Consider the following 25697-nt stretch of genomic DNA (forward strand, 5'->3'; position numbering starts at 1 on the left):
ATTTGTTAATTTATGACTTTTAATCAACCTGCCTCGAACTTTTTCAATAGGATGCTATTTATTGTCACAGCATTAATGGCGGGTTGTAATTCTCCTAATAACAATCAAAATTCAACGGCGGCCAATAACCAATCTAGCAAAGAACCTGCCAAAACAATTTCAACCAATGCGCCTGTTGCCTCTTCACCCAAAGCGACTGAAACTCTACGTATTGCCGCTTTTTCCAATCTTCGCATGGTATTGCCTATCTTGGTATCAGATTTTAACCATAATTATCCGAATATAAAGATTCAAATTACTTTTGCGCCTAATACTGCGCTCTATAATACGGTAAATGCCAATCCCCAAAGCTTTGATATTTATTTATCGGGTAACCAGACTTACCCAAAGCAAATGCTTGCCAGTGTTAAGGGTGTTAAATCTTCGCCTTTTACTTATACCCGTGGGCAGTTAGTGCTTTATAGTCATAAATATCCTATGGACATTAGCCCTACTACCACGCTTGATCAGTTGATGCTCGACAATAAACCCTTTAGTTTAGCGATAGCCAATCCAGAAAATTTAGCTTATGGCGTGGCAGCAGAAGCCTGGTTGGTCAATCAAAACCTTTATAATAATATCAAGCCTAAGATTATTTATACCAATACCCTAGATGAAACTTTTGCGTTAACGGATAGTGGGAAAGCAGATTTTGGATTTGTAAGCCTCTCGCAAGTATTGAATAAACCCAATAACATTGCCCTGCAAAATGTGAATACGCTAAGCAATAACTATTTGATACTGCCTAAAAATAGTTATCCGCCAATTCTGCAAGATGGCATTATTTTGAATCAACCTTACACCAGTCAAATTTTTGTGGATTATCTAAAATCGGCAAAAGCACAAGATGTTTTAACCGATGCGGGGTTTTTGCCGATTTGTACCTCGACAACTATCTTACCTGCTTGCAAATAGGAGGTTGGGTTTTAATTATCCGCTACTTGCAAGTCGCGAATTAATTTGCAATTGCTGATTTTAATTGATTAGCCAGCGATGCTAGACGCTCATGATCGCCTTGACGATTTTCATGCAAGCCAAGATGATAAATACTGCTTGGAATCAAATGAACGTGGTAATGAAATACCGATTGTCCTGCCTCCGCATTATTTAACTGCATCTGCACAATACCTTGGCGATTAAATACCTTGCGCTGCGCTGCCATGACTTTTTGCGCGGTGCTGAAAACTGCCACAATGTAATCTGCTGGCATATCCGACAACTCAACGGCTTCACATTTTGGAATGACTAAAACATGCCCTTCTGCCATCGGCATGATATCCATGAAAGCAAGCGTTTTGTCATCTTCATAAACTTTATGGCTAGGAATCTCGCCACGAAGAATTTTGGCAAAAATATTTTGATTGTCATACTGCATTGATTACATTCCTTTTATTGTTTAAATGGGGCTAAGAAACAAGACTCAGCAATTACGCGCTAAGCAAAAAAATCTAATATGGTTTCATTCAAGATAAATTGTCGATCATCACCCAGCATAGTTACATCATAATTATGTACAAAGCTGACTGCTAATGCGCGACTAGGATCACACCAAGCCATAGACCCATTATATCCCATATGTCCAAATGCATCAGACACATCATGGAACAGACTAAACACGCGATGGTAACCGAGTCGCCATGCCATCACCGCTGGCATGATTTTGTCAAATTGCTCATTGTGAATGGTTGAAAGCGCCTTAAAAACAGCAGAATTGATTAGGGTTTTACCTTGCCAAACGCCGCGATTTGCAAGCATGGCGTAGACTGTTGCCAATGCTATCGCACTGGCTACTCCATTTGCGGCAGGAATTTTCGCCTGCAGGGTGACAGGGTGATAATAATTAAATTGTCTGCTACCGATGGGTACCAGCGCAGATTTATAGTCTTCGATATTGATATTAGCAGGTTGAAAATACAGCGCGTTAATGGCCTGCGTTGTCAAAGGAGAGCCCGATTGAGACAATGTTAACCACTCGGGGTAAAAAGGCAAGGATTGATAAAATCGTAGCGTTGAGTCGGCATCTTGAGTGAGTAAAGGCTTAACTTGAGTCTCTTTGGCACGTATTTGGCCGGCAACCTGTTCAACTTTGTCTTTGGGTACCCCAAAGTAGACTTGACCGACCAAATTAAGCGGTTGCAATAAATAATATTCTAGGACTTGCTGCAGCGGTAATTGCGTTACTTTTTCAATCAGCCCACCCAATACCCAGCCTGATACCAAAGCACTATAAGCCGCGCTAGAATCCGCATGGGAAGCCGCACTGGATTCGGTTGATTGATCAACAGGCTGCTTCTTATTAGCTGAACTATTACCTGAACTCTGCGTATTAGTTGGACTATTTAATGCCATTTGCTCGACATTACTGACCATCAATTGCCAATCTAGCATGTCTTTGGCGTGTTCGGTAATACTGACAATATTAAATAATCCCGATTCGTGCGTTAGCATATCGCGCAAAGTGACGCTATCTTTGCCATTTTGGGCAAATGCTGGCCAATAACTAGCAAGGGTTTTATCATACGCTAAAAGATTTTGACTCACTAAAATATGAATCAACGTAACCAGTATCCCCTTGCCTGTCGAAAAATTCAGCGACAGGGTGGATGGCTGCCAAGGTGTAATTTGCTGGTTAGTTTTATCAATATTTGCGATACCGTGAGCCAATTGAGTGACCGGTTTACCTTGATGAAAAATGACCAGACTGCAGCCACCTACCTTTTGATTAAGATCAAATTGTGATAACAGTTGTGCTAGGCTTTGATTGAGCGCTTGATAATCCATTAAATCCTTCATTGCTTCAATAGCATCCTAAAAAATCCTATGCTAAAAAACACCCTACTAAAAAATAGCCGCTTAACATTGAACCCTTATTGAAATTTTTCTGTCGCTATTATTTAGCCTGTGCTTGCGTGATTTTCCCAATCAAATTGGCTTTTGGTGTGACGGGATCATACACACCAAAATCCACCTGTTCGTCACGGTTATCAAATTTTGCGATAAACTCCACTTCAGAGGGCAAAAAAATCGGTAATTTAAACGTTACATCACAGGTAAAGCTCTCTGGCAAATCACCTAACGCCCCCAAGCATTTGGCTTTTGTCCACATACCATGGGCAATGGCTTTTGGAAAACCAAATGCCTTGGCAGATAAAGGATGCAAATGAATCAGATTAAAATCCCCAGAGATAAACGCATAGCGACGCCCAATATCTTCGGGAATTTCCCAGAATTCATGCATATCATTGTCATCAAGTGTGGGCTTGGATTCTACTTGCGTCGTCGATGATTTTTGAGTCGTTTTTTGACGTTTTTGGCGTGATAAATACGTCGAAGTCCCTTCCCACACCAGCTCATCTTTTTCAAAAACTTTAGTCACAAAATCAAACTGCTTACCACGATCATGGTCGCGCAAGTTAGCAAAGCTCACTTCCATTTTAAAAATTGCGCTATCTTTAATGCGCCGATATTGGGTAACACTGTTTTGCACATGAATCAAGCCGAGCATGGCAAAGGGAAATGGCTCTTTGACCATCATGTTCATCTGTAACGACTGCGACAGTACCGCAAAATACGTCGGCGGCACGTAACTATTATTTTCAAAACCACAAATTCTGCGGTAATCGGCTAAGTTATCATGGTCGATTTCAAGCGTATTGACCCTATAAATAGCATTGGGCAGCACCGCATTGGCTGATTTGTCCTGGTCGCCAATGGGTAAAAAACTTTTGATAATATTGGCATAGGTGGTGTGCGGTTTTGGCAAACGACTAAAATTTTGGTCTGACATACAGACTGTCCTTACTTTTTTACTTTTTAAGCTTGAGCCAAAAAATGGCTATTTGATTAGATAGTGTTCGGGTATATTCCATTACTTCTCGTTACCGTCAGATCTCAAAATCTGAGAACTTAGTTTATTATAATCGAATGTCACAATCTAATTGTTGATTTTTTGCATAAAGCTTAGTTTAAGTTTGACTTAGAAAAAATAATGAAAAAAAATCAGTAGCGATATTTTCGATACTGATTTTTTCAGCTCGTCAATAATTACGCACCCAACACACTTTGCCCACAGACGCGGACAATGTTGCCATTGACGCCGCCCGATGCAGGGCAAGCCAGCCAAGCAATGGTCTCAGCCACATCAACCGGCAAACCGCCTTGGCTCATTGAGTTCATCCTGCGACCTGCTTCTCGAATCGCAAAAGGTATCGCAGCGGTCATTTGGGTTTCGATAAATCCTGGCGCTACCGCGTTGATGGTAATACCGTTCTTTAACGTAGGTGCAGTCGCTTGTACCGCGCCAATCACGCCAGCTTTGCTCATGGCATAATTGGTCTGTCCCAAATTGCCGGCAATACCACTAATCGATGATACACAGACGATTCTCGCGTTTTCATTGAAACTGTCATGACTGAGTAAATAATCATCAATTTTTTCTTCCGCATTGAGATTGACGTTCATGACGGCATCCCACATGTTATCATCCATTTTCGCCAATGTCTTGTCACGTGTTATGCCGGCATTGTGCACAATACCATCTAAGCCGCCACGTTTGGCTGCCGCTGCGGCTATTTTTTCACCGGCATCGTCGGCGGTGATATCTAATGTTAAAGTAGAGCCGCCTATCTCACCTGCTACTTTTTGCAAGTCCGATTGCTGTGCAGCCACATCGACACAGATGACATGTGCGCCATCACGCGATAATACCTTTGCGATGGCTTCGCCAATACCTCGGCTCGCGCCAGTCACTACCAGTGTTTTACCTTTTAAAGGCTTTTGCCAATCAACCGTGACTGGGTTGCCTTCGCCAACTCTCACTACTTGACCTGACACATAAGCAGAACGCGGTGAGGCAAAAAAACGTAAAGTAGATTCAAGGTTTTGCGCCGCATTTGGGTCTACATAGATAAGCTGGCTTGTGATACCGCGCTTAAACTCTTTACCGACGGATTTGACAAATCCTTCTAAAGCACGCTGGGCTGCTGCCTGTGCTATACTGGTACATTTTTCAGGTGGCAAACCAATGACGATAACGCGACCTGAGCGGTCAATCGAACGCGCAATCGGATGGAAGAAGTTGTAAACTTGTTTCAGCTCATGGGTTGTGTTGATACCTGAAGCATCGAAAATAGCCACTTTAAAATACTGATTCGCGCCAAACTGCTCAGCGTCAATCTGTGCATTTTGTAAAGCATAACGCGCTGACTCATTGGGGTCTAGATAGACATCGGCTTGCACATTCGCTAATACTTTGGCGATGTCATTTGCTATGACAGCGTTTTCACTGACCCCAAAAATGACACTACCTGTCACAGGTGCTTGACCGTCTTTGTAACGCTCAAGGCTGATTGGCATCGGTAAACCCAAATTTTGGGCAATCTTACGTCCCAATGGATTTTGGACAAATTCTGAATAATGGTCTGACATGAGGACTCCTTTGAATAGTTAGTTTTGCTTAGGCTATTAGATAAGGCTCAATTAAAAAGTGAGTTAAACACTCCATTAAACACAGCTGCTAAACATAGATACTGTATATAGATACTGTGTAAATTTTATACCAATCAAACAACATTGAACAGTCATATTAAATAAAATTTTATTGGTTTTACCTATTTATATAAATTATCGTTATATATATACTTTTAGGCGATATTTTTGTCTGCGTTTTATGGTAACATCACTGCAACTTAAAAAGTTTAGTTATTTTTAAAAAATTTAGTTATTTTTAAAAAGTTATTTAGTTTAAGCTTATCCAATTTTTTTAATTGATTGCTCAAAAGGACTTTTCTATGGACAATTTTAAACACCCCACTCATCAACCTGCTGGTAAAAAGGTCGCTATTTTAGGTGGCAACCGTATTCCGTTCGCCCGTTCAAATGGTCAATATACCAATGTCAGCAACTCTGAAATGTTGACAGCTGCGCTTAACGGCTTGGTGGAACGCTATAACTTACAAGATAAACGCTTGGGTGAAGTAGTAGCGGGCGCGGTCATTAAATTAAGCCGTGATATCAATCTCACCCGTGAATGTGTGTTAAGCACGGCGTTAAGTCCGCAAACGCCTGCTTACGATGTGTCACAAGCGTGTGGCACTGGACTACAAGCGGCTTTCGCAGTGAGCAATAAAATCGCCTTGGGGCTGATTGATTCAGGGATTGCAGGCGGTGTTGACACCACTTCTGATGCCCCTTTAGGCATTGGTGATGGGCTGCGTAAAGCGCTGTTAAAACTTAATAATGCCAAAACCAATAAAGATCGCTTACAAGCGTTATTAAGCATTAATCCAAAAGACTTGATTGATGCACCGCAAAATGGTGAACCGCGTACTAAATTATCGATGGGTGACCACCAAGCCATCACCGCACTTGAATGGGCGATCACCCGTGAAGCGCAAGATGAGTTTACCTTTAATAGTCATAAAAACTTGGCGCGTGCGTACGATGAGGGTTTTTTTGATGATTTAATCACGCCATTTAAGGGTTTAACACGCGACAATAATCTACGTCCTGATATTTCGTTAGAAAAATTGGCGTCATTAAAACCTGTATTTGGTAAGAAAAATGCCAACCCAACCATGACGGCGGGCAACTCAACACCGTTGACCGATGGCGCATCTTGTGTGTTATTAGGGACAGATGAGTGGGCTGCAGCGAATGGATTAAAACCGCTTGCTTATCTCACCTACCAAGAAACCGCTGCAGTTGATTTTACAGGTAAAAAAGGTGTTAAAGAAGGCTTATTGATGGCACCTGCGTATGCTGTGCCACGTATGTTGGAACGTGCAGGATTAACGCTGCAAGACTTTGATTATTATGAAATTCATGAAGCATTTGCCTCACAGGTATTGTCTACGCTTGCTGCGTGGGAAGACGAAAGTTTTTGTAAAGAGCGCTTAGGTCTTGATAAGCCACTTGGCGCGATTGACCGCAGTAAACTTAACGTAAATGGCTCATCACTTGCTGCAGGACATCCGTTTGCCGCAACGGGTGGTCGAATTCTTGCTAGCACCGCTAAACTACTGGATCAAAAAGGGTCAGGTCGTGCGCTGATTTCTATCTGTGCGGCGGGCGGACAAGGTGTGGTCGCCATTTTAGAAAAATAATCAAGTAGCTAATACCAAGTGCTTATATTTAACTACTTAGTATTCAAGTAACTGATAAATAAGTACTCAAAAAAATAGTGTAAAAAAGGCGAGATAATGAACTCGCCTTTTTTATCGCCTAACTAAATTTAATCGGTTTTTCACCGTCCTCGTCCTGCGGTTTATTTGGGTAGTGATGATCATGACCGATATCACAGTCTTCTGCCGCTTTTTTGGGTCGATGAATATAGCCAGTGCGCTCTTCTACGCCCAAAAATTCATGCTCCCACACCATCACCGCTTGCATACAAGTTTGACGCTGTTCCTCCGTCAACTTTCGACCATCTTCCCATTTGCCAAGCGAAATCGCTTGACGAAATTTTTCAACAATTTCAGGCGTTAACGCTGATAAAATCGCTTGTTTATCCATGACTGAATTGTCCTTATACCCTTTAATAAATCACAATAGTTTAAAAAAATTTTGCTAAATAATTAAAAAATTATAGCAAATTAAGCGGATAAAATCTATTTGGCAAGTTGTCTTATAGCCAGATAGCTGCCTACAATGGCGTGATTACAAATTGGGCAATGTTAATTTGCACACAGATATTATATGCTTTGCTTATCAAAAGTTTTGAAAACTTACCTTATAAAAACTTACCTTATAAAATAGAGCACCCCTATGAATCTTCTCAAATACAGCTATCATCAACACGCTGTAACCCGTGTTTTTAATCAAAAAAAAACAGCTTTTAATCAAAAGCAGTTGGCTAAAGCAGTCTTTGTATTAAGCCTAATATCCGGCCAACATTATGCGTTAGCAGCGCCTGTATCGCCTGTATCAACTGCTCCAGTTCAGCAATTTTCGTCAGATACAGCCCCATCTACGCCGACGCCTATTACCGCTACCCAAGCATTGCAAAGGGCATTGACATCAGCCCATAAGCAAAACTTAGCTGCGCAAAAAGCGTGGCTGCGGTTGTTGTATTATCCTGAAACAGTCACCACAAAACAGCCCTTTGAAAGTCGGGTCAACAATCGTTTTAACTCACAAGCAAGCCAACGACAATTTTTTGCCAGCGCGCAAGGCGCCAAAAATCCCCAAGCAGAACTTGATGAAATCCTCACACAGTTATTTCACCCTACCCAAAAAAATAATGCCTCTGTCCAATGTCGCTTTCCCGCTCGTACACAGTGGCTCATTGAAAACTTAGCCATCGATACCTCAATCCTACCCAACCAACATTGCGATGCACTCGATTCATGGCTACAGAAAATCAATCCCCAATCCGTCTCATTAATTTTCGCCAGTGAGTATTTAGATAGCCCACCGTCTGCGTTTGCCCATAGTTTTTTGCGATTTGATAATGCCGACCTTAGCAATCAGTACTATTTGAACTTCACCCCGAAAGTTACTGACGGTGAGCATTTTTTAAAATTTGCTTACAAATCTAGTATCGGTGGCAATGCAGGCGAATTTACCATAACCAATTATCAGCAAGGTATCAAAGAATATTTGCAAGATAATGGGCGCAACGTATGGCAATATCAGCTCAATCTCAGCGATAAACAAGTTAAACAACTTGCCTATCGAACTTGGGAAATCAAAGACCAAAATTTGCCCTATTATCTGTTATCCGATAATTGCGCCTCTGAAATTTTGGTGTTACTAAATTCTATTTTTCCTAATAAAAATTTTTTAGTGACTGACTCCCCAATGGTTTCCCCTGCCCAAGTGGTACGCATGTTAAACCAAGAAAATTTGATTCGCTCTACCAATTTTAGTCCTTCAACACCGACTATTGTGCAAGCGCAATTAAATGCCCGCAACGCAGCAAATCATCCCAAGGCTTTTAACAATACCAATACCAATACCCATCAAGATCGGCCGTTAAGTCCTCAGATATTGCCTAGCCGCGACAATCCTGTACTGGCTAATCCTTTAAGTCGATTTGATATCGGGGTCAGCCAGCAGTCGTTTGACAGGGTCAGTGGACGACCTAAGTTAGAAAGTAACCAGGCTATCACTTTAAATTATCGCATGGTGTATCGTGATGCGTTGGATAAAATTGATGGCTATCCCATAGGCTCACAACTGACGGCATTGAGTATGGGTCTTAGCATCCATGACAACGCCGACCACCAAGATAGCGTGCAACTTGAGCAACTAGGATTATTTGATGTGCGTTCATTGCATCCGATTAATAGCGCTAAAAAAGGCAATTCTTGGGGTGGCAATATTGGCCTACAGCGAGTCTTTGACGGTATCAAGGGTACTAGCAGTAGCAACAAAGATGACCACAGCGCTACAGACAATCATTTGGTCGCAAATATTAGCGGTGAATTTGGTAAAAGCGTGGCAATCGGTAGCGCTGCCCCAAATACAGGCGATATGCCCGCCAATATTTGCTATGGCTTGGGCACTCTTGCAGCGCAGTTTGGTAAGGGCTTATATCATGGTTATCGTGCTGGGCTTGGCGTCAATGTCGGATGCAATGCAGAATTGCGTCCAAATTGGCGTGCGATATCGGAATTAACACTGCCATTTTGGATAAGTGGCGATAGCGATAACGAAAGCTATTGGCAGCCCAAACTCAGTATTGGTAGTCAATATGATATCAATCAAACCAATGCGATTCGGGTCACCGCTAGCCGCGAATGGCTGCCAAAGTCTGACAATATCGATAACGTTGATGAAGTTGCGCTAAAATGGCTACACTATTTTGAATAATCTACGATTAGCCAATTTTGTGCTAAGCGAGGCCAAAATGGCGCAACAATGCCATGCCGATGGCTAGACTAAACATAGAAAACACGGTGGTAAATCCTAAAATATTGGCCGCTAATATTTCATTGCCCCCCATGCTGCGAGCCATCACATAACTGGCAGCAGCAACAGGCGATGTTACCATAATAAACATCACGCCCATTTGTATCGGTGATAACTGCATCAAGCTACCTACCACGACCGCGGTGATAGGCGCCACGATAATTCGACCGATGCTAGCCTGCATAGACACGCCTGTCATATTGAGCATCGACTTGATATCGAGTGTCGCACCTGCACAAATCAAAGCCAACGGTAATGCTACCGCCGCCAATAACTCGCCTGTTTTGATGATAAATTCAGGCGGCATCGGCAGCTGCAATAACTTATAAGCAAACGCTGATACCAATGCGATAATTAACGGATTTTGCCCGATTTTTTTGGTCATGGTGATGGCTTTTTTAACCACGCCTTGGCTGTTGTTATCATTTCTGCTTAGGCTAATCACAGATAACACATTATACACAATGGTTAAAAGACCCATATAAACCGCACCGATACTCACGCCTTGGCTACCGTATGCATTAGTCACAGTCGCCAGCCCCATAATCGCCATGTTACTGCGAAAGACACCTTGTACAAACACACCTTTATCGCGGGTGTCTTTGACAAAAAAATAGGCAAATAGCTCACCGAGCAAAAACAGCCCAAAAGTGACCATAAATCCCGATTTAATCAAATCGACCTGCTCCGCAAAATGAATGTCACTTTTTAGAATACTAAAAAATAGCAAACATGGCAGACAATAATTAAAGACCATATCAGAGGCGATTTCAACAAACGACTGGTTGATGGTTTGTTTTTTTTGCATCATCACCCCCAATAACATCAGCAAGATATTGGGCAAGGTAATTTTTAGCGCAAAGAGAAAGGCAGTTAGCATAATAATTTTTTTGAGTAGAAAATAAAAAAGTCCCAAGTATGGCACATACCAATACCATGGGACTTATGGAGCATGGCTTAAAGTTAAGAGCTTAGCACTTCACGCGCTTTTTTGCTTTTTTTAATCATCATGGCCAAAAGCTGTACCGCAGCTGGCGTGACGCCGCTAATCCGACTGGCTTGGGCAAGCGTGGTTGGGCGCACTTTTTCAAGTTTTTGCACGATTTCATTGGAAAGCCCAGAGATATCATGATAAGTAAAATCGTCTGGAATCAGCGTGTGTTCAAGTTTTTTCATCTGACCGATTTCAACTTGCTGACGATCGATATAACCGGCATATTTGACACCAATTTCAATTTGCTCACCCACTTCAGCAGACACGGGCGATTCGGTCAATTCGCTAATATCATCAAATGACACATTCGGACGTTTTAACAAATCAAGCGCGTTATTTTCTTTGGTCAGTACTTCGCCGGTTTTATCGATAAATGATTGACCCAGCGTATTAGTAGGCGTTGCCCAAAGCGAGCGTAAACGTGCGGTCTCTTGCTCAATCGCTGTCATTTTATCGCTATACACTTGCCAGCGCGCATCGTCCACCAGTCCTAAGTCACGCCCAATTTCTGTCAAGCGTTGATCGGCATTGTCTTCACGCAGCAGCAGACGGTATTCGGCACGACTGGTAAACATACGGTACGGCTCTTTGGTACCATTGGTGATGAGATCATCTACCAATACACCGATATAGGCTTGGTCGCGGCGCGGTGTCCAAGCATCCAGTCCTTGGGTACGACGTGCAGCATTTAACCCAGCTAAGATACCTTGCGCAGCGGCTTCTTCATACCCTGTCGTTCCATTGATTTGACCGGCAAAAAATAGGTTATCAATCGATTTGGTCTCAAGGCTTGGTTTAAGATTTTGTGGGTCAAAATAATCGTATTCAATCGCGTAGCCAGGACGCAAGATGTGCGCATTTTCCAGCCCTTTCATGGAGTGTACCAAAGCCAACTGAATATCAAATGGCAAACTCGTTGAAATCCCATTGGGATAAAGCTCATGGGTGGTCAACCCTTCAGGCTCAATAAAAATCTGATGGCTATCTTTATCAGCAAACCGATGAATTTTATCTTCAATCGATGGGCAATAACGGGGACCAATGCCTTCAATCACGCCTGAATACATGGGTGAGCGATCCAGCCCGCTGCGGATAATGTCGTGGGTGCGTTCATTGGTATGGGTGATATAGCAGTTGATTTGGCGCGGATGCATGGACACATCGCCCAAATACGACATGACGGGCAGTGGTGTATCCCCGGGCTGCACGGTCATGACACTAAAATCTACCGTGCGCGCATCAATGCGTGGTGGCGTGCCTGTTTTGAGACGTCCAACCGGCAGCTTGAGTTCACGCAATCTATCCGCCAAACGGATAGAAGGCGGATCGCCTGCACGTCCCCCTTTGTGGTTTTCCAGTCCAATATGAATAGTGCCACCTAAAAAAGTGCCAGACGTCAACACCACTGCGCCGCAAGCAAACTCAATCCCTGATTGGGTAACCACGGCTACCGCTTTGCCGTTTTCAACCAAAATATCATCTGCCGCTTGTTGGAAAATATCCAAGTTTGGCTGATTCTCTAAGGTATGGCGAATCGCCGCTTTATATAAAATACGGTCCGCTTGGGCGCGTGTAGCACGGACAGCGGCACCTTTACGGCTATTTAACACACGAAACTGAATCCCTGCTTTGTCGGTGGCAAGCGCCATAGCGCCGCCCAACGCATCGACTTCACGCACCAAATGCGACTTGCCAATCCCGCCAATCGCAGGATTACAGCTCATCTGTCCCAAGGTTTCAATATTATGCGTCAATAACAGCGTCTGCTGACCCATGCGTGCAGCAGCTAGCGCCGCTTCTGTGCCAGCATGACCGCCACCAATCACAATTACGTCGTAGATTTTAGGGTATTTCATCGTGTCACCCATCATTCGCTTGTCAATAAAAACTGACAATTATACCATGCTTAGACGGCTATCAATTATTTTTTTATCAATGCCAATCATTGAGTATTTAGCGTGATACTTTGCTTCAACAATTACCAACGACATGACGAAAAAATCAAACTCATAAAAAAATCCAAGTCATTCGGCTTGGATTTTGATTGATTCGCGGATTCATAGTTATTGTGAATCGATTTGACTATCGCGGATGATTAGTAACTCATCTTTTAAACTTGTCACTTTGAGTTCGTTGGCATCATTAAATACTTGGATATTAGCGCCTTTGCTATCTTTATAATCTTTATGACGACGAAAGTTGTGCTCAATTTCAAAACGAACCACCGTCTCAAGCAATGCTTGTAATTCTCCTAACGTATAATGTTCCCATTGAATTTCAAGATGCGGTGCTAATTTACCTGTAATCATACGAACTTTATTATCGATTTTGACGACTTTGGTGGTCATGCTGATGCTCCAATATTTTTATTAGTAATTATGAGTTTCATCAATAAATGCGACTGGATGAACTAGAGATTGCTTTAATGCTAACGGATTAACCGGCTTTTATCAAGCAAGATTCTTAGACTGGGTAATCATCCAAACCACGCTAGCCACTGTTATAAATTGTCTGGTCACTTATCAGTCATTTAGTGAAAAAATAGGTGCGCTGAACGCTCTTGGATGCCTAAAAACAGCCTCATCTTGATAAAATGCTGGTATCACATTGTCATCACTATAGCCTGGGATACCCATCACAGGTAACGGCTGAAAGCTTTTGGATGATAGCTTAACTGCATTATCCGCCAAATCTGGCATTGCTAGCTCTCGAAACATCTTAGCAATTGCCGTATCAAGCTGGTTTCTCTGACTCGCTATAGATTGCTCAAACCAACCCTCATCTACTAAAATCAGCAAGGTATGACTGGTGATATTTTTTCTTGGCTCAACCAATTTTTCAAGCAGGGCATGACCAAATGGAAAAAAGGCAATGGTACGATGTTGACCCAACCAATTTGCTCTATGAGTGACTAAAGCCGCGTGCCATTTAAAGGCTTGTAACTGTTCAAGCAATAGTTTATCTGAGCTCACTACAATGCCGCCATTTTCATCAAATACGGTTAGCGCATTACGCAGCGCTGTTCTGGCATTATGAATACCATGTCGCAAAATATCTTTGGCATGGAGTTCGTTAAATACCGCTTTGGACTGCGGAAAATTCAGCCAAATTAAACCGTTCAGCAAATCATGGTGATTGTCACGGGTTGGAATTTTACCTGTGTTGGCAATAAAACTCTCATAAGCCTCACCCTCAGGCAGACACGCTTGCTCAACAAAGCGAATGGGTAATTTTTCAAAATTGGCTATACGGCTGGCGTTTATATCCTCAAATCTATCCAAACAAGCATTCAAATTTTCAACAATATTGATAGCAGGGGCTTGACTATGTGTTGCATAAGGATGTTTTGCGTCAAGCTTGGGAAAATTCGGAAAATAAGTCAAATAGTGATACCAAGGTTTATCAAAATCAATGCTGACGTTGGTGGGATGAGTCGCTGACATAAATACAATCTGACAATATAAGAATAAGAAAAATAAGCGTAGGCTGAACCAAAAATATTAGCACCCTTTTGGTTAACCCTATGATAGATAATTACCACCTACCAATCATTACCACCCAATCATAGCTAATGGTTTAAAGACTGTTGACCTCAATCCATAAGGATATCGCAATTTTTTGAATAGCATGCCTTGTATAACATGTTCTGCATAATAAGCGATTTTTAGCACGATGTTGCAAAACATCATATAATAAGATACAGTCATTCAAATTTTACCACCCAGTAGAAGTAGAGTTATTACATGCATATTTTTCTAGCTCGCAATAATGTGCAAGCCGGTCCTTATACCCTTGAACAACTCAATCAAATGCTTGCGACAGGGCAAGTGTTACTCACTGATTTGATGTGGCATCAAGGGATGGATAACTGGAACACGGTCAACGCGATGACGGATGGACAATTTTTTTACCGTCCAACGATTGATGAAAGCTTGCCAGTCGATACCCACCAACGCGAGCAGCCCACTTCTGATGAAGCAGATTATATTATCAACAACACGCCTAATCCTATATCGCCTTCAGAAGACTCTGAGAATGTTTGGGATCGGTATTCAGCGAATAACCCGCACAAATCCCCTAACCCTACCAAGGTCACATTGACCAAGAAACTTGGCTCGAACCAAGACATTGCTCATGCCAAAAAACAGTTAGACCTTGCCAGCATCGGTAGCCGTATCGCAGCAAAATTGGTAGATACCCTGCTTATGGTATTGGCGTCGTCGCCGCTGTTCATCTCCCTGTACAACAGCCCAAATTTTGATAAATTACTCAAATGGGCAGAAGCCGGACAAACCCGCTTGACATCTGCCCAGCAGATGGAACTTATGTCAGCATTACCTGAGCATATATTGTTGTTGACCAATATTTTGGTATGGGGCTTAATGATTGCGCAAGTCCTATTATTGATGCGCCGTGGTCAGACTATCGGTAAGATGATAATGGGCATACGTATTTTGGATCGCAAGTCCAATGCCATTCCTAGATTTTTTAACTTAATCATTATGCGTGGGTTATTTACCACATTGGCTTATTCTTTATCGATTTTTGGTTTGGTTGTGTTAGCCGTTGATTTGGTCATGCTGCTCACCAGCAAAGAGCGATTAAGCCTACATGATAAAATCGCCAAAACTTATGTGGTACGTGCCGATGACACCCAAACCACGCCTCTTGCGTTAAAACCTGACTAAAGTGAATTAAAATCATCAAACCGTGTGGTATAACCATGCGGTTTTTTTATGCTCAGTTGCCAACACGCCTCGCCACGCGCTAGGTATTTCACCTCAAAATGCGTGCGTTCACTATGATTGGGTACTTGGGTTTTCTCCACCGGTACTTGCCAAACTGTCTCTGCTTTATGCTCGGCTTCATCGATATAACTTTCAATATTACTGGCAAGTATAAGCTCGCCATCTGGTTTTAACCGAGACAGTAACCACTCAAAAAACGGCATGTTATGCCAGCGTTGGTTGGGATTATGCGGCTCTGGATTGGGATAAAGAATAAACACCCCTGATAAGCTTTGCGCGGGTACAGCATGGGTGACCCAAGCAATGGCATCGGCATGAATAGTGGTTAAATTAGACAACTTCGCTTGATTCGCCATTTTTTGCATGGCTTGATATTTTTCTGCGGTACGTTCAATCGCGATGAGATGGGCATTGGCATTATCGCTGGCAAAACTCAGCGCATGCTTGCCTTTCCCTGCACCGATTTCAAGAAAAATGGCGGGTTGCTGCCAAAACGTTGCGGCAAGTGGCTGAAAATCTCTGGGATGACGGATACGATCGGGTTGAAACGGTCTGGTAAATTGATGACTTAGCATGAACAGTCGCTTGATTCGCCCAAAAAAAAGGATTTATAGTATACTATGGCAAATACTCCGATACACCATTTTTAAGAATACCTTTTGTTTATGTCTAAAACCGAGCCCACCCCATCAAATGCACCTGTCAAAACTTACCCCTGTCCGCGCTGCGGCAAACCCACCGTTTGGGCAGATAACCCCACCAAGCCATTTTGCAGTGCACGCTGTAAGCTCATTGACTTAGGCGCATGGGCGAATGAGGACTATAAAGTCGGTGCAGAAGACACCCCGTTTAGTGACGAATTAGACGCTTTTAAATAACGTAGATTTGATTGGTTAGTGATTGCGCTGACTATGATTCGCTAACTATGATTAAAGGAATCCTCATGAGCTCTTATTTACTTCCCACCTATAAACGCCAGCCCATTAGCTTTGTCAAAGGTCAAGGTAGTTACCTTTATACCGCTGACGCAACGCCGTATTTGGATGCGTTAACAGGGATTGCTGTCTGCGGACTGGGTCATTGTCATCCGCGTGTCACTGCCGCGATTGCCGATCAAGCCGCAACGCTTGTGCATACCAGCAATCTTTTTGCTATTGATTGGCAAGAGCGCGCGGGTGAAAAGTTATGCCAAGTCGCAGGCATGGATAAAGTATTTTTTGCCAATAGCGGTGCCGAGGCCAACGAAGCAGCATTAAAGATGGCGCGACTGTTTGCATCAAATCGTGGGCAAACCCAAGCCAAAGTGATTGTGATGGAAAAATCGTTTCATGGACGTACCCTACTGACCGTATCCGCCACCGCAAATCCGATGGCTAGAGCAGGATTTTTTACCTTAGATGATGATTTTATTCGCGTGCCTTTTGGGGATATCGAAGCGATTAGCCAAGCGATTGCCGATAACGACAATGTGTGCGCTGTGATGCTTGAGCCTATCCAAGGTGAAAGTGGCGTCAATACCGCGACCAATGGCTTTGATTTTTTAAGCCAAGTTCGCAAAGTTTGCGATGACCATGACTTATTAATGATTTTAGATGAAGTGCAAACGGGTAATGGTCGGACGGGGCAATATTTCGCTTATCAACATTCATCCATCAAACCTGATATTTTGACCACAGCAAAAGGGTTGGGGAATGGTTTTCCTGTGGGTGCGTGCATGACCACGGCAAAAGCCAATGATATTTTTAGCTATGGCTCGCACGGTTCAACGTATGGTGGTACGCCGCTTGCTTGCCGTGTGGTTAGCGAAGTGATTGATGTCATTGATGATGAAAATATGATGGCAACTACCCTGAGCAATAGCGCAGCATTGATTGAGCAAATCACCAATGAGCTGGGTAGCGAAGGGGTTACTGTACGGGGTAAAGGCATGATGCTAGGGGTGGTGCTGCCACAGGATCGCGGCATTGCATTTGATAGCTTGGTCGATAAAGCGCGTGACAATCATCATCTAATCATCAATGTGGCAGGCGGTAATGCCATTCGTTTATTGCCACCGCTCAATATGAGTGCCGATGAAACCGTACAAATCGGTGAGCGCCTCATTCACCTTATCCAATCAGCCATGTAGTTTTTTTGATGGTAAAGTTAGCCGATTAGTCAATATCGGCTTTTTCATCGCAAACTTGCCAGTCAACCGTTTGATTTTGACAAGATGATATAATAGCTGTGTTTTATATTGGGGTAATTTTATGACAACCATTGCCGTTTTTGGGCACAAAAAACCAGATACCGATGCTATCGTATCCGCCATCGTCATGACCTATTGGCTCAATCAACAAGGTATAGATGCCAAAAGTTACCGCTTAGATGATATCAATCAAGAAACCAAATTTTTAATTGAACTTGCTAAAGTCCGATTACCAGAATTACTCACGCATCTTGAACCTGACCAACTCGCTGCTTTAGTCGATCATAACGAAAGCCAGCAATCGATTGGCAATCTAGCAGACGCCCGTATTTGTTACCTTGTCGACCATCATAAACTTGGCGATTTGACCACTACCGAACCTGCCTATATTCGATTTGAACCTGTCGGATCTACCAGCACCATTTTATACCATATGTTTATGGAAAAGAATTTGCTGATTTCTCAGCAAATGGCGACATTGATGGCAGGTGCAATCATTTCTGATACGCTTAATCTGACAGGTCCTACCACTACAGACAGTGACAAGCAAGCTTTAGATGCCTTAATTCACCTTGCAGGGATTCACGATATAAACAGCTTTGCCAATCAATTATTCGATGCAAAAAGCAATATCAGCGACTTAACGGATGATGCGTTAGTCACTACCGATTATAAACAGTTTATTTTCTCAAATAAAAAATGGGCAATCGCTAGTATCGAAACTGTTAAACCTGATGTGGTGTTGTCGCGCATTGACGGCATCCAACAAGCCAGTGAGCTAATCCGCCAAAGAGATGGCTTGGATTATATGCTAGTTATTATTGTTGATATTTTAAAACAGCAATCTTGGGCGGTTGGTAGCAACGATGCACAAAATAAAATCATTGAGCAAGCATTTGATACCAGACTCAATGATAAATTGCTTGATTTGGGTAACTTGGTCAGCCGAAAAAAACAATTTGTGCCTACTTTAGAAGCATTTTATGCCCAATAGTCAATTTTTAATTCACAAAAAAGGGCTAAATTGTTAGCCCTTTTTTTTATTCAAAAATATTTTTTATGCTTCAACTTTACCCAAATTTGGAAACTTTACCGATAAAATCGCTGTCACTGTTAGCACGGCGGCAATAAAGCCTAACGAGATAGCCATCGGCACATGGAACACATCAAGCAGTAGCATTTTGGCGCCAATAAACACCAAGATGACACTAAGCGCATAAGGCAATAAATGGAATTTATCCGCCAAACCCGATAACAAGAAGAACATCGCCCGCAGACCCAAAATAGCCAGCAAGTTTGCCGTTAAAACAATAAATGGGTCGGTAGTCACCGCAAAAATTGCAGGAATCGAATCCACCGCAAAAATCACATCCGACAATTCAACCAAGATAAGCACCACCGCTAATGGGGTAAAATATTTTACGCCATTTTTCACCAACACAAACCGCTCTTGACCTGACGCATCATGGCTGTTATCGCTGATTTTAAGATGTTTTTGTAAAAACTTATATAAGCCTGACTGCTTCGGGTCTGCTTGGTCGTCATGGTTTTGCCACATTTTCACCCCGGTGTAGAGCAAAAACGCACCAAAAATATATAAAATCCAGCTAAACTCCGTGACAAGCCAAGCCCCTGCAAAAATCATCACCGTACGCATGATGATGGCACCTAATACGCCATACAATAAGATTTTACGCTGCATCACTGGGTTTACCGCAAACGCCGCAAAAATCATTAACCATACAAAGACGTTATCAATGGCGAGCGATTTTTCCAGTAAATATCCTGTAAAAAACTCCCCTACTTTTTGAGTGGCGATAGCACTGCCAAAATTTTGTGATAGATACCACCATAGACCGCCTGCAAATAACACAGACACGCCCACCCAAATGGCACTCCAAATACCCGCCTGTTTCATCGAAACTGCTTCACCATTTTTTGGGGTTTTAAAGGTAAAAAAATCAACCAATAACAGTATCGCTACGATAGCAAAGAACACGGCATACAGCATGGGACTGCCAATGCTCATGGGTTCTGTCATTTGATTTACTGCTGCAAGTAACATTATCGCTCCTTAGTATGCATTTACAAACTATGGTTGGCAATAAGTCAAAGGATTTTGGAAAAATGCTAAGCACAAAAAAACCTTGACTCACACCGACCAAATATGTGGTTGTGTTAAGTCAAGGTCTGGCTTACTATTTGATAATTAGCTCAATATATGGCTAAAAAATAGCTGATTTACCGGTAAGCGGCTACTTACGTAATGACGATAAATCACAAACTGCTGAAGTGAGAAGTTACTCCCCTTGATAGCGATAATGTAGCAGATAAACGACGACTTATCAATTGAATTTATCAATCAGTAAGTTTTGAATTTATTGTTTATGTTAGCTAGCGTCTTTATGTTTAACAAGTTAATTAAATACTTTCCCCATACAGTTAGGATGGTAAACTAACAACCATGCGTAAAATTATTCATATCGATATGGATGCGTTCTTTGCCAGTGTTGAGCAACGGGATAATCCTGAGTTACAAGGTAAACCATTGGTGGTTGGCGGTGATCCCAATGGGCGCGGTGTCGTCGCAGCAGCAAGTTATGAGATACGCAAGTTTGGTGTACATTCTGCCATGTCATGCTATCGAGCCCGTCAACTATGCCCACAAGCAATTTTTGTCAAACCACGCTTTGAGGTGTATCGTGAAGTCAGTGAGCAAATTCGTGCCATCATGCACCAATATACGCCACTGGTCGAACCTTTATCACTGGATGAGGCGTATCTGGATGTGACCGATAGCCCGTATGAAAAAAATTCTGCGACACTAATCGCCAATCGCATTCGCCAACAGATTTTGCGGCAAACGCAACTGACCGCTTCAGCCGGCGTGTCTTATAACAAAATGCTTGCCAAAATCGCGTCAGATTTAAATAAACCCAACGGTATTGCAGTTATCACACCTGAGCAAGGATTGGACTTTATCGCCAATTTACCGGTAAAAAAATTTCATGGGATTGGCAAAACCACCGTCAAAATGTTGCATGACATGGGTATATTTACAGGATTGGATTTACGCAATACCCCAGCGGATGTATTAAAACAACGCTTTGGCAAACGGGGTGATTTCTTTCACCAAATTGCCCACGGTATTGATAATCGAGAGGTTAAAGCTGAGCGCAACCATAAATCTGTCGGTTCTGAGACAACGTTTGTGCACAATACTATGGATGATAAAGTCATTGTGGCTGCCCTATATCGCGAAAATAGCCAAGCGTTTAAAGATTTACAAAAAAAGCAGCGTTACGCTCGCACCATCACCATTAAAATCAAATACAGCGATTTTAGTGTGATTACCCGCTCTCATAGTATTTCCTCCCACTTTGAACAAGAATCTGATGCCCATTATTGGATTCAATGGCTATATGACCATACCCCAAAACTTTTACCTGTACGTTTGGTTGGGGTGACTTATTCAAATTTGCTGCAAGCTGAAGCCTCACCACAGATGCCATTATTATAAGCCACTATAAGCCAAATTTTGCCAATATATTTTTGTATTTGACCGTTTAAATAATTTTTATGTAAATGCTAACAACAGTAAAACCCTGCTATATTGCAGGGTCTTACTTTATTGTTATCCTACTTAATTAAAATTAGATGAGCCTAACTTAACTTAACGATTGTTAGGTAAGCTGTGCTACGTTAATTTTGTTTGCTTCTTCAGTATACTCGCTCATACGGTCGAAGTTTAAGTATTTGTAGATATCGGCTGACATGCTGTTAAGCTTACCAGCATATTGTTGGTATTCTTCGTTGGTAGGAAGTCTACCAAGTACCGCCGCCACCGACGCCAACTCGGCAGAAGCCAAGTACACGTTGGCACCTTGACCTAAACGGTTCGGGAAGTTACGTGTCGAAGTTGATACGGCGGTTGATTTTGGTGCGATACGCGCTTGGTTACCCATACACAGTGAACAACCCGGCATTTCAGTCCGTGCGCCCGCTTGTGCATAGACATTGTATAGACCTTCATCCATCAATTGACGTGCATCCATTTTAGTGGGTGGTGCAATCCATAGACGTGTGCTTAAGCTACCCGCAGGTACTTCTTTTAACAACGCACCCGCTGCACGGAAGTGACCGATGTTGGTCATACATGAACCGATGAATACTTCATCAATCTTGTCGCCAGCAACGTCTGCCAAGGTTTTGGCGTCATCTGGGTCGTTTGGACAGCAAAGAATTGGTTCTTTGATGGCGCTCATATCGATAGTGATGTCAGCGGCATATTCTGCGTCTGCATCAGCACGTAATAATGTTGGGTTGGCAAGCCATGCCTCCATACCTTTGATACGGCGTGCAATCGTACGGGCATCGCCATAACCTTCAGAAATCATCCATTTGAGTAGGGTGATGTTTGACGTTAGGTATTCTTTTACTGATTCTTCAGACAAGGTGATAGTACAACCTGCGGCTGAACGTTCGGCAGAGGCATCTGACAATTCGAATGCTTGTTCAACGGTTAAGTCTTCTAAACCTTCGATTTCTAAAATACGGCCGTTAAATACGTTTTTCTTACCGGCTTTCTCAACGGTCAATAAACCTTCTTTGATGGCTTGGTAAGGAATCGCATGTACCAAGTCACGCAAGGTGATACCAGGCTGCATTTCACCGACAAAACGTACACGAACTGATTCTGGCATATCTAATGGCATCACACCGGTTGCTGCAGCAAACGCCACTAAACCTGAACCTGCTGGGAATGAAATACCCATTGGGAAGCGGGTATGTGAGTCACCACCTGTACCAACGGTATCAGGCAATAGCATACGGTTGAGCCATGAGTGAATAATACCATCACCTGGACGTAATGATACACCACCACGGTTCATGATGAAGTCAGGAAGTGTGTGCTGAGTTTCTACATCGATTGGTTTTGGATACGCTGCGGTATGACAGAATGACTGCATGACCAAATCTGCAGAGAAGCCTAGACAAGCCAAGTCTTTTAATTCGTCACGGGTCATTGGACCTGTGGTATCTTGCGAACCCACGGTTGTCATTTTTGGTTCACAGTAGGCACCAGGACGAATACCTTCTACGCCACAAGCTTTACCGACCATTTTTTGCGCTAAAGTATAGCCTTTACCAGTGTCTGCAGGTTGTTCTGGTTTTGCAAAAATGTCAGACGCGCCCAAACCTAGATATTCACGGGCTTTGTTGGTCAAGCCACGACCTACGATCAATGGAATACGACCACCGGCACGCACTTCATCGAGGAGCGTTGGTGATTTTAATTCAAAAGTTGCAAGCACTTCGTCAGAATCATGTTTGGTGATTTTGCCGTCATGTGGGTAGATATCAAATACATCACCCATGTTAAGTTTGCTAACATCCACTTCGATAGGTAATGAGCCCGCATCTTCCATGGTGTTGAAGAAAATCGGTGCGATTTTACCACCCAATACCAGACCGCCGGCACGTTTGTTTGGCACGCCTTGGATATCATCACCCATTAACCACAATACCGAGTTGGTCGCTGATTTACGGCTTGAACCGGTACCGACCACGTCACCCACGTATGCCAGTGGAATACCGTCTTTTTTCATCTCTTCGATTTGTTTCATCGGGCCAATCACGCCGTCTTGGTCTGGCACAATACCTTCACGCGCATTTTTTAGCATGGCTAATGCGTGCAGTGGGATGTCTGGACGTGACCATGCATCTTGTGCAGGTGACAAATCATCGGTATTGGTTTCACCGGTGACTTTGAAGGTTTTGTAAGTGGCTTTTTTTGGTACTTCTGGACGGCTGGTGAACCATTCGGCGTTTGCCCAAGATTGTAACACTTCTTTGGCTACTTCATTGCCCGCTTCCGCTTTTTCAGTGACATCATTAAAGGCATCAAATACCAGTAAGGTTTTTTTCAGCGCGTCGCCCGCAGCTTTCGCCAATTCTTTGTCGTCTAATGCTTGAATTAATGGTTCAACGTTGTAACCGCCTTGCATATGACCCAGTAACTCAATCGCTTTTAGTTTTGAAATCAGGGGAGAAGTGGTTTCGCCTTTAACGATGGCCGCTAGAAATGCCGCTTTAACATACGCTGCTTGGTCAACCCCAGGTGGAATACGGTTTTCTAATAAATCTACAAGTGTTTCTTCTTCACCCGCTGGTGGATTTTTTAATAGTTCAACCAAATCAGCCGTTTGCTGTTCGTTAAGTGGCTGTGGCACAATACCCTGTGCCGCACGATTTTCGACGTGTTTACGATAGTTCTCTAGCATGAATCGTCCTCATAGTCATGTAAGATTATTGTGTTAACCATGCGTCTGAAAGCCCTCTTCACAACACAGTTGAATTTTGAAATGGCTACTAGCCAGCATGGCTTTGGCTAAAAAATTTAACCCTTCTAATATACTTGAAATGTGATGAAATGTTAATGAGAAAATACGTTTTTGTTAACATAGCCATTATTTTTTAAAAAAATAGCCCAATAATTTTTAATAAATGCGTTTGAACCGATTGTCGCTTTTTTTACTAGGATGAAAATAACTTTGGCTCTGTACTTTAAACAACAAAGCTTATCCCAAAATAGTTTAAATTCGTCAGCATAGATTTCTGTTATAATAACCCCCTAAAATCTGCTAAATGAATTCAAGGATTAATCATAGCAATGACCGACACTGTACAAACTTTTGCCCCTTCAACGCCGCGCACCGATAGACCCATCACTCGTGACAAATCAAATTGCGACAAGCCAAAACGTCCTGAAGTGGGTGAAAAACTACGTGGCCATGATAAAGTTGCCCGTATTCCGATTAAAATCATCCCAACGGTAGAAACCCCAAAAAAACCTGACTGGATTCGCGTCAAGCTGTCATCGCCGAGTGAAGTGGCGCGCATCAAGTCAACCTTGCGTGAACAAAAGCTGTATACGGTGTGTGAAGAAGCGGCCTGCCCCAACCTACCCCAATGTTTTGGTGATGGCACCGCGACCTTTATGATTATGGGTGATATTTGTACCCGTCGCTGCCCATTTTGCGATGTGGCGCATGGTCGCCCCAATGCGCTCGATGAGCTTGAGCCGATTCACACCGCTGAGACCATTGCCGGTCTAGGATTAAAATATGCGGTGATTACCTCGGTTGACCGAGATGATTTGCGTGACGGCGGCGCGGAACATTTTGCCAATGTCATTAAACAATCTCGTCAGTTAAGCCCTAATTGTTTGATTGAGATTTTAGTCCCTGATTTTCGCGGCCGTGAGCAAGTGGCACTTGATATCTTAAGTGACACAGCGCCTGACGTATTTAACCATAATATCGAAACCGTGCCACGTTTGTATAAAGCGTTTCGCCCAGGGTCAGATTATCAGCATTCATTACAATTGTTAAAAGATTACAAAGCGCGTCGCCCGGATATCGTCACCAAATGTGGTTTTATGGTGGGTCTTGGCGAGACTGAAGAAGAGGTTTACGCCTTACTGGATGATTTAAAGGCGCATGATGTCGATTTAATTACCATCGGTCAATATTTGCAGCCAAGCAAATCGCACGCCCCAGTTGATAGATTTGTACATCCTGATGAATTCGACCGTTATACTGCACACGGTAAAAAATTGGGCTTTGCGAATATTTGGGCAGGCCCGATGGTGCGCTCAAGCTATTTTGCCGATCGTCAATATTATGGTGAGCCTTGCCCACGTCCTACCCGTGGTGCCAATCCGTTATCAGAAGCGGACATGAAAAAATCAGGCTGTTGATTTGTGAATTTGTGCGTTGATTTAAAGCCGTCATTAGACGGCTTTTTTATGCTA

21 protein-coding genes are annotated in these 25697 nt (G+C 42.9%); 9 read left to right on the plus strand and 12 right to left on the minus strand.

What is annotated here, in order from left to right:
- Positions 1–12: 12 nt before the first annotated feature.
- The gene (gene modA, locus ACH0AB_RS03880) at positions 13–954 is read left to right on the plus strand and encodes a molybdate ABC transporter substrate-binding protein (RefSeq protein ID WP_406877253.1); all 942 of its coding nucleotides are present in this window, start codon (positions 13–15) and stop codon (positions 952–954) included.
- Positions 955–994: 40 nt separating this feature from the next.
- Here the strand turns inward: modA and ACH0AB_RS03885 are convergent, their stop codons facing one another.
- The 4 genes from ACH0AB_RS03885 to ACH0AB_RS03900 form a co-directional block, all read right to left on the minus strand.
- Entirely contained in the window at positions 995–1414 is a 420-nt protein-coding gene (locus tag ACH0AB_RS03885) for an HIT family protein (RefSeq protein WP_406877254.1), read from the minus strand.
- Between the two features lie 59 nt (positions 1415–1473).
- Positions 1474–2832, minus strand: coding sequence for a serine hydrolase domain-containing protein (locus ACH0AB_RS03890; protein ID WP_406877255.1), 1359 nt, complete (start codon positions 2830–2832; stop codon positions 1474–1476).
- 97 nt (positions 2833–2929) lie between these two features.
- Positions 2930–3826, minus strand: a complete 897-nt coding sequence (locus ACH0AB_RS03895) for a MaoC family dehydratase (RefSeq protein ID WP_406877256.1) — start codon at positions 3824–3826, stop codon at positions 2930–2932.
- Between the two features lie 257 nt (positions 3827–4083).
- A complete protein-coding gene (locus tag ACH0AB_RS03900) occupies positions 4084–5466 on the minus strand; it encodes a 3-oxoacyl-ACP reductase (protein WP_406877257.1) in 1383 nt (460 codons plus the stop codon).
- A 362-nt stretch (positions 5467–5828) separates the two neighbouring features.
- Between ACH0AB_RS03900 and ACH0AB_RS03905 the strand changes: the two genes are divergently transcribed.
- Entirely contained in the window at positions 5829–7142 is a 1314-nt protein-coding gene (locus ACH0AB_RS03905; protein ID WP_406877258.1) for an acetyl-CoA C-acetyltransferase, read from the plus strand.
- 118 nt (positions 7143–7260) lie between these two features.
- Here ACH0AB_RS03905 and ACH0AB_RS03910 read toward each other — a convergent pair whose 3' ends face one another.
- On the minus strand, positions 7261–7551 hold the full coding sequence (locus ACH0AB_RS03910) for a YeaC family protein (RefSeq protein ID WP_036595824.1): 291 nt from the start codon (positions 7549–7551) through the stop codon (positions 7261–7263).
- A gap of 252 nt (positions 7552–7803) precedes the next feature.
- On the opposite strand from ACH0AB_RS03910, the gene ACH0AB_RS03915 reads away from it, so the two are divergent.
- Positions 7804–9852 carry an Lnb N-terminal periplasmic domain-containing protein gene (locus tag ACH0AB_RS03915; protein WP_406877259.1) on the plus strand — a complete coding sequence of 683 codons (2049 nt, stop codon included), beginning with the start codon at positions 7804–7806 and terminating at the stop codon, positions 9850–9852.
- Positions 9853–9874: 22 nt separating this feature from the next.
- On the opposite strand, the gene ACH0AB_RS03920 is transcribed toward ACH0AB_RS03915, so the two are convergent.
- The 4 genes from ACH0AB_RS03920 to ACH0AB_RS03935 form a co-directional block, all read right to left on the minus strand.
- Positions 9875–10831, minus strand: coding sequence for an AEC family transporter (locus ACH0AB_RS03920; RefSeq protein WP_406877261.1), 957 nt, complete (start codon positions 10829–10831; stop codon positions 9875–9877).
- A gap of 83 nt (positions 10832–10914) precedes the next feature.
- Positions 10915–12801 (minus strand): tRNA uridine-5-carboxymethylaminomethyl(34) synthesis enzyme MnmG, encoded by a 1887-nt coding sequence (gene mnmG / locus ACH0AB_RS03925; RefSeq protein ID WP_406877262.1) that lies wholly within the window; start codon positions 12799–12801, stop codon positions 10915–10917.
- 207 nt (positions 12802–13008) lie between these two features.
- Positions 13009–13293, minus strand: coding sequence for a hypothetical protein (locus tag ACH0AB_RS03930; protein WP_406877263.1), 285 nt, complete (start codon positions 13291–13293; stop codon positions 13009–13011).
- Positions 13294–13467: 174 nt separating this feature from the next.
- Positions 13468–14388, minus strand: coding sequence for a DUF3025 domain-containing protein (locus ACH0AB_RS03935; RefSeq protein WP_406877264.1), 921 nt, complete (start codon positions 14386–14388; stop codon positions 13468–13470).
- A 300-nt stretch (positions 14389–14688) separates the two neighbouring features.
- Between ACH0AB_RS03935 and ACH0AB_RS03940 the strand changes: the two genes are divergently transcribed.
- On the plus strand, positions 14689–15633 hold the full coding sequence (locus tag ACH0AB_RS03940) for an RDD family protein (RefSeq protein ID WP_406877265.1): 945 nt from the start codon (positions 14689–14691) through the stop codon (positions 15631–15633).
- On the opposite strand, the gene ACH0AB_RS03945 is transcribed toward ACH0AB_RS03940, so the two are convergent.
- Positions 15630–16268: a methyltransferase domain-containing protein gene (locus ACH0AB_RS03945; protein ID WP_406877266.1), complete on the minus strand. Its 639-nt coding sequence runs from the start codon at positions 16266–16268 to the stop codon at positions 15630–15632. The two genes, ACH0AB_RS03940 and ACH0AB_RS03945, sit on opposite strands and share 4 nt — an antisense overlap.
- Before the next feature lie 90 nt (positions 16269–16358).
- Between ACH0AB_RS03945 and ACH0AB_RS03950 the strand changes: the two genes are divergently transcribed.
- The 3 genes from ACH0AB_RS03950 to ACH0AB_RS03960 all read left to right on the plus strand — a co-directional run bounded on the left by ACH0AB_RS03950 (position 16359) and on the right by ACH0AB_RS03960 (position 18875).
- Positions 16359–16571 carry a DNA gyrase inhibitor YacG gene (locus ACH0AB_RS03950; RefSeq protein ID WP_040404327.1) on the plus strand — a complete coding sequence of 71 codons (213 nt, stop codon included), beginning with the start codon at positions 16359–16361 and terminating at the stop codon, positions 16569–16571.
- Positions 16572–16636: 65 nt separating this feature from the next.
- Positions 16637–17821 carry an aspartate aminotransferase family protein gene (locus tag ACH0AB_RS03955; protein WP_406877267.1) on the plus strand — a complete coding sequence of 395 codons (1185 nt, stop codon included), beginning with the start codon at positions 16637–16639 and terminating at the stop codon, positions 17819–17821.
- A 121-nt stretch (positions 17822–17942) separates the two neighbouring features.
- Complete coding sequence (locus tag ACH0AB_RS03960; RefSeq protein WP_406877268.1) at positions 17943–18875, plus strand: manganese-dependent inorganic pyrophosphatase; 933 nt, start codon at positions 17943–17945, stop codon at positions 18873–18875.
- Positions 18876–18938: 63 nt separating this feature from the next.
- Here ACH0AB_RS03960 and ACH0AB_RS03965 read toward each other — a convergent pair whose 3' ends face one another.
- Positions 18939–19946, minus strand: coding sequence for a TerC family protein (locus tag ACH0AB_RS03965; RefSeq protein ID WP_406877270.1), 1008 nt, complete (start codon positions 19944–19946; stop codon positions 18939–18941).
- A 399-nt stretch (positions 19947–20345) separates the two neighbouring features.
- Between ACH0AB_RS03965 and dinB the strand changes: the two genes are divergently transcribed.
- A complete protein-coding gene (dinB, locus tag ACH0AB_RS03970; protein WP_406877271.1) occupies positions 20346–21401 on the plus strand; it encodes a DNA polymerase IV in 1056 nt (351 codons plus the stop codon).
- Positions 21402–21564: 163 nt separating this feature from the next.
- On the opposite strand, the gene acnB is transcribed toward dinB, so the two are convergent.
- Positions 21565–24165 (minus strand): bifunctional aconitate hydratase 2/2-methylisocitrate dehydratase, encoded by a 2601-nt coding sequence (acnB, locus tag ACH0AB_RS03975; protein ID WP_406877272.1) that lies wholly within the window; start codon positions 24163–24165, stop codon positions 21565–21567.
- A 389-nt stretch (positions 24166–24554) separates the two neighbouring features.
- Here acnB and lipA point away from each other — a divergent pair, with 389 nt between their 5' ends.
- Entirely contained in the window at positions 24555–25643 is a 1089-nt protein-coding gene (gene lipA, locus ACH0AB_RS03980; RefSeq protein WP_406877274.1) for a lipoyl synthase, read from the plus strand.
- Positions 25644–25697 lie beyond the last annotated feature (54 nt).

The sequence above is a fragment of the Moraxella sp. 179-F 1C4 NHS genome (assembly GCF_045370505.1).
GTDB lineage: Bacteria > Pseudomonadota > Gammaproteobacteria > Pseudomonadales > Moraxellaceae > Faucicola > Faucicola tetraodonis.

Excerpts from the sequence above, each read along its gene's own strand:
- ACH0AB_RS03935 (WP_406877264.1), bottom strand. The coding sequence starts at position 14,388 with ATGTCAGCGACTCATCCCACCAACGTCAGCATTGATTTTGATAAACCT.
- ACH0AB_RS03940 (WP_406877265.1), top strand. The coding sequence starts at position 14,689 with ATGCATATTTTTCTAGCTCGCAATAATGTGCAAGCCGGTCCTTATACC.
- ACH0AB_RS03945 (WP_406877266.1), bottom strand. The coding sequence starts at position 16,268 with ATGCTAAGTCATCAATTTACCAGACCGTTTCAACCCGATCGTATCCGT.
- mnmG (WP_406877262.1), bottom strand. The coding sequence starts at position 12,801 with ATGAAATACCCTAAAATCTACGACGTAATTGTGATTGGTGGCGGTCAT.
- ACH0AB_RS03930 (WP_406877263.1), bottom strand. The coding sequence starts at position 13,293 with ATGACCACCAAAGTCGTCAAAATCGATAATAAAGTTCGTATGATTACA.
- ACH0AB_RS03895 (WP_406877256.1), bottom strand. The coding sequence starts at position 3,826 with ATGTCAGACCAAAATTTTAGTCGTTTGCCAAAACCGCACACCACCTAT.
- ACH0AB_RS03900 (WP_406877257.1), bottom strand. The coding sequence starts at position 5,466 with ATGTCAGACCATTATTCAGAATTTGTCCAAAATCCATTGGGACGTAAG.
- ACH0AB_RS03905 (WP_406877258.1), top strand. The coding sequence starts at position 5,829 with ATGGACAATTTTAAACACCCCACTCATCAACCTGCTGGTAAAAAGGTC.
- dinB (WP_406877271.1), top strand. The coding sequence starts at position 20,346 with ATGCGTAAAATTATTCATATCGATATGGATGCGTTCTTTGCCAGTGTT.
- ACH0AB_RS03885 (WP_406877254.1), bottom strand. The coding sequence starts at position 1,414 with ATGCAGTATGACAATCAAAATATTTTTGCCAAAATTCTTCGTGGCGAG.
- ACH0AB_RS03960 (WP_406877268.1), top strand. The coding sequence starts at position 17,943 with ATGACAACCATTGCCGTTTTTGGGCACAAAAAACCAGATACCGATGCT.
- ACH0AB_RS03915 (WP_406877259.1), top strand. The coding sequence starts at position 7,804 with ATGAATCTTCTCAAATACAGCTATCATCAACACGCTGTAACCCGTGTT.
- ACH0AB_RS03955 (WP_406877267.1), top strand. The coding sequence starts at position 16,637 with ATGAGCTCTTATTTACTTCCCACCTATAAACGCCAGCCCATTAGCTTT.
- ACH0AB_RS03950 (WP_040404327.1), top strand. The coding sequence starts at position 16,359 with ATGTCTAAAACCGAGCCCACCCCATCAAATGCACCTGTCAAAACTTAC.
- ACH0AB_RS03910 (WP_036595824.1), bottom strand. The coding sequence starts at position 7,551 with ATGGATAAACAAGCGATTTTATCAGCGTTAACGCCTGAAATTGTTGAA.
- acnB (WP_406877272.1), bottom strand. The coding sequence starts at position 24,165 with ATGCTAGAGAACTATCGTAAACACGTCGAAAATCGTGCGGCACAGGGT.
- ACH0AB_RS03965 (WP_406877270.1), bottom strand. The coding sequence starts at position 19,946 with ATGTTACTTGCAGCAGTAAATCAAATGACAGAACCCATGAGCATTGGC.
- ACH0AB_RS03890 (WP_406877255.1), bottom strand. The coding sequence starts at position 2,832 with ATGAAGGATTTAATGGATTATCAAGCGCTCAATCAAAGCCTAGCACAA.
- lipA (WP_406877274.1), top strand. The coding sequence starts at position 24,555 with ATGACCGACACTGTACAAACTTTTGCCCCTTCAACGCCGCGCACCGAT.
- ACH0AB_RS03920 (WP_406877261.1), bottom strand. The coding sequence starts at position 10,831 with ATGCTAACTGCCTTTCTCTTTGCGCTAAAAATTACCTTGCCCAATATC.
- modA (WP_406877253.1), top strand. The coding sequence starts at position 13 with ATGACTTTTAATCAACCTGCCTCGAACTTTTTCAATAGGATGCTATTT.